The following is a 4311-nucleotide window of genomic DNA, read 5'->3' as shown; positions in this document are numbered from 1 at the left end:
CCAGGATTAGCCAGCTTAGGTTTTGGGGCGATCTCGATTTCCACACATACTCGTCCAGCGACAGTGACGTTGGTCGATTTTGGGATTATCCAGACTCCAGCTCGGACAGAGATTGGTTCGCGACTGCAAACAATTTATGATGACATGCACAGCTTGCTAGACGAAATTAAACCAGATTTAGTGGCGATCGAGCAGCTATTTTTCTATAAAATGGGAAATACCATTCCAGTGGCTCAAGCGCGCGGGGTGATTTTGCTGGTAGTTGCCCAGCATCAAATTCCGTGGGTAGAATTCACCCCAGCTCAAATCAAGCAAGCAGTTGCTGGTTATGGCAATGCCCAAAAGCCGGAAGTCCAAGCTGCCGTGGCACGAGAGCTAGCTCTAGACAAGATTCCACGTCCCGATGATGCTGCCGATGCCTTGGCGACTGCTTTGACAGCTTGGTTACAGATCGGTTGAGAGTGAAGATCGCCAATATGCGAGTGACTGAGCATGAATTAAATTTTAAAATACCAGCCGCCAGCACACATCCACCGATCGATTATAGTCAATTTAATTTTTAAGAAAATGTTATTATGATTACCAAAATTACTAATTTAATTAATAATATTCTGACAGCTAACGTTTTTTTTGTAATACTTAGTTTTGGGTGGTTTTTAATCGCGATCGTGGGTAAATACACTCACATTCCACTCGGGATGCAGGTTTGGCAAAGCCTGTGGGAGCCATTATTTCTCCCCGCTATCAGCGTTTTAATGGGTGGTGCGATTATCAGTGGGACGATTAGTTATGTTACCAAAAGTCTCGATCGATCTTCGTTTTAACCCTGCCAATTAAGCAATACAAAAATAGCCTCCCAGCAAGATGTGGAAGACTACCTTTGGTAAATATTCAAAATCGGGTTAACATTGTTGAACGAGAAGATAAAATACCAAAACCGCTTACAAGCCAATTAGATGTAAAGAGTTTTGGAAGACATCGACATTGCTCACAATCAGATACGCGACAACAGCACCCCCAACTCCGCCAATTAGGAAACCCGTGGCATAAGTATTCCAACCTTCAGTACTGGCAAACGCCTCGGGAGGATTGGGCGCTGTACTTGTCGCGATCGGGGGTGGTGGATTGGTAGCGGCATATAATACGATCGCCCCAGCAGAAATGATAACTAGACCGATATCGGATGAGAGTGCAGTTAATGCGCCCCATTCAGTAAAGCGCAGTGGATTGAATTTAAAAAATGGCCCGATTTGCCAATAACCATGCGCTAACCCTACCTCAATCCCTCTTCGCAGCGGCGATAACCCCTGACGATAGGCAGAGAAGCTATTGACGATCGCTTTAGCAAGTTTAGAGTTATTAATCGGCGTTGCTAAACTACTCCCTTGGGGGTCGAAATCAGGCAAAACAACCTCATTATTGCGAGGGTCGCGGGGATTATCTTTCGATCGATCTATTCTCTCAACAAGAGTAGTCATAATTAGCCACTGCCACGGATTTTTTTTGCATCTACATCCTATGCAATCGCCGTTAAAAGAGCGTCCAGCATAAGGCAGAGAGTCGAAAATCGAAAGTATACCCAAAGACAGATGTGAGCAACAACATCAACTGAAGTTGTTCTTCCTCGATAATATTCCTCAGCTCCCACCCTCTACCCTCTACCCTCTATTTAATCAACTGTACAGTTCTGCGGAGTGAATTAAAACCAGTTTTAGCTTCCCAAGTTTGTGCGTTAGCCAATCGAATCGAATACTCGGGACGGTTCTTGAGCTTGGGCATCGGATCTGGGAGATTTAGCAGCAGCTCGTAAGTTCCTAGTGGTGCGGTGGGCGGAATTTTGGCACGAACATCTACAGAAATCTCCCCAGCAGATGCTAGCCAGAAGCGGGGGTCGTGAGTTTTGCTCAAAGATTTGAGGATGGGGAGGCGATAGATTTTGCCAGTTGACTGATGGCGCATGACTACTTCTAGGCCGCGCGGGTTAAAGGGGCTAGCATAGCCAGTATTCGCGATCGTAAAATTGCCATTTAACTGTCGATTGTTAGCTACTTGTGAGGTAAAGTTCGATCGAACTAATTGCAAGCGGTAGCCCAGCTTCCGAGCGATTTTACCATAGCAACCTGCTTGTCGCCAGCGATCGAGATCGGGCTTGTAAAAGCTAGAATTGAGATAACTCCAATGAAATCTAGCTAAATCGGCCTCAGCGGTGGGACAGTCACTGCGATGCTCATTGAGCGTAACTTGGCAAGTTTCGCCACCCACAGCCACAAACGGGGTGAACTTATTAGCGTAGTTTGCGAGTGCTGGTATATCGGGTTTATAAGTCCCGGCATCAGATTGATTGGATAGAAAGCAGTCATTATGAAAACCGACGCGAGCTTGGCGATTGCCCCGAAAGGCAGCAGCTAGGGTCAGCGGCTGAGGGTAGTTATTCCTAATATCATTGGGATAACGGAGCTGTACCATCCGACTCGCTGGTGTCGCCGCTAGCAGTGCTGCTAAAATTTTGGCTTTCGGCTGGGGACGAGCCAGTCCATTGCCAGAACCATGCCACTCGCCCCAGGCACCGATAAAGCCAGCCTGCATGACGGCAATGACATCGGCATTTTGTTGCAGGATCGGTTTGAGCTGATTGATGTGGGAGATCGTCAGATCGAGACTGGCATCTGGAGCTTTCTCGATGTCGTCGCCATCATTGGGAAAGTTATAACCAAATCGAAGTATCACCTTAGTTCCCGCCGATCGCACTAGTTGTAATTGGCGATTTAATTGGGCTAAAAATTCTGGGGGTAAAGGACGATTGCGATATTCATCCAAGCGAATATAAGCTCTCGATAAGCTATAACCATTTCGCCGAGTGTTGTTAAAGTCGCGACCGCTCATTAGTTCGATATTGTCATGAAATCCTCGCTCGGGATTGGGAAATTCAGCCGTAGTTGAAGGATAAGTAACGATCGATTTAGGACTTACCGATGGTTTATTAGCCGTCAGTATTAAACTAGCGACTGCCGGAACATCACGATCGTCTTGGGTAGATCCAGCGATTTTGACTGAATCGTGAGGTTGCATACAACCAACTAGTATTGTGGAAATATAGCCAATCGCGAACAGGTAGGCGGAATAGCGGTTCATATTCGGTACTTATGTTTGAACTTAGATGTCGCTAGTGCATGTCTTGACGATCCTCACTAGCAATGAGCGTTAGGGAGTAATCGGCAGATGCCCAGACTCGAACTTATATCGATCTGCTTCTCAGTACGAATAGTAATACATTATACTTGAACTGACTGTAGCCTTGATGTACTTCCTGACATATTCACCTGCATTTTAATAATGCCGCTTTACCAATGATTACTTCTCACGCAGATTATTTAGCTTACCTAAAAGCCGATCGGCTGGCGATGGGTCGGTCGCGGCGACCACCACTACTTTTAATTCAAGACCCAACTTGGTACTATCAACGCCTCCTGCGCAAACATGAATTTTACACCAACTGTCGGCGGTCGATCTTGTGGTGGCCCTTACGCAAGTGGGTGATGTATCGGTATCTGTCAGTATCGTTGGTGACCGGATTCCAAATCCCACCGAATACGATCGGGCCAGGATTGGATCTCGTCCATACTGGCGATATCCTGATTAATGACTCAGTGCGAATCGGCAGCAATCTCCGGATGAATATCGGGGTGACGATCGGCAAAGGCCCCACAATTGGCTCCCATGTGACGATCGAGCCTGGTGCCAAAATATTTGGTGACATTACGATCGCCGACTGGACGCACATTGGCGCAAATGCTGTCCTCAACAAGTCGGTAACAGAACCAGGAATGGTTGTCGTGGGCGTTCCCGCAAGGATCGTCAAGCAAAACCCGCTCTATCCTGGCGAACGGGGGGAAAAAGCCAGCATCGGCGGTGCTCACTAGTCAGTTTAAAAGTAATGTTAACTGAGTAGCAAATCGTGACTACCAAGGAGCAGCACTAGGACTTTTTTAAACTCGGAGATTTATGCAGGATTTGGCACTCCGAGCCATCGATTATTTATAATATAGATTGTGTCTGAAACCTAGCTGGTGGGCCGTGCCCACCCTACTGGGACTGTCTAATGCAGTGTCACTGCTACCACTTTATCTAGTTTCTACTGGAATTATCTGGCTTATCGAAGCTTGTAAATCGGGCGTTGCTGGATCGGGGTATGATTTACCGACCGCCGCTTAGGCGGCGCGCAAGCTTCGAGGGATATTTTCATCGATCGATTATCGCGATCGATTGAATATGGAATTGGCAGTTCATTAAATTTCAGATAATGAAGGAGTA

The 4311-nt window shown here is 46.7% G+C and carries 5 protein-coding genes; 3 read left to right on the top strand and 2 right to left on the bottom strand.

The genetic code is table 11. From position 1 onward, the window contains the following. On the top strand, window positions 1-459 hold a 459-nt coding region (gene ruvC / locus RMO35_RS20185), incomplete at its 5' end, for a crossover junction endodeoxyribonuclease RuvC (protein WP_309743607.1). A 116-nt stretch (window positions 460-575) separates the two neighbouring features. Beyond that, window positions 576-824 carry a hypothetical protein gene (locus RMO35_RS20180; protein ID WP_309743605.1) on the top strand — a complete coding sequence of 83 codons (249 nt, stop codon included), beginning with the start codon at window positions 576-578 and terminating at the stop codon, window positions 822-824. Window positions 825-941: 117 nt separating this feature from the next. Here RMO35_RS20180 and RMO35_RS20175 read toward each other — a convergent pair whose 3' ends face one another. Together RMO35_RS20175 and RMO35_RS20170 are read right to left on the bottom strand one after the other, a co-directional pair. After that, window positions 942-1478, bottom strand: a complete 537-nt coding sequence (locus RMO35_RS20175; RefSeq protein ID WP_309743603.1) for a photosystem I reaction center subunit XI — start codon at window positions 1476-1478, stop codon at window positions 942-944. 187 nt (window positions 1479-1665) lie between these two features. After that, window positions 1666-3132: a DUF4832 domain-containing protein gene (locus RMO35_RS20170; protein ID WP_309743601.1), complete on the bottom strand. Its 1467-nt coding sequence runs from the start codon at window positions 3130-3132 to the stop codon at window positions 1666-1668. Window positions 3133-3347: 215 nt separating this feature from the next. Between RMO35_RS20170 and RMO35_RS20165 the strand changes: the two genes are divergently transcribed. Beyond that, complete coding sequence (locus tag RMO35_RS20165; protein WP_309743599.1) at window positions 3348-3920, top strand: hypothetical protein; 573 nt, start codon at window positions 3348-3350, stop codon at window positions 3918-3920. Window positions 3921-4311: the final 391 nt, after the last annotated feature.

The sequence above is a fragment of the Chamaesiphon sp. OTE_20_metabat_361 genome (assembly GCF_031364565.1).
The sequence above is the reverse complement of the archived record's forward strand: the minus strand, read 5'-3'. Positions and strand labels throughout refer to the sequence as shown.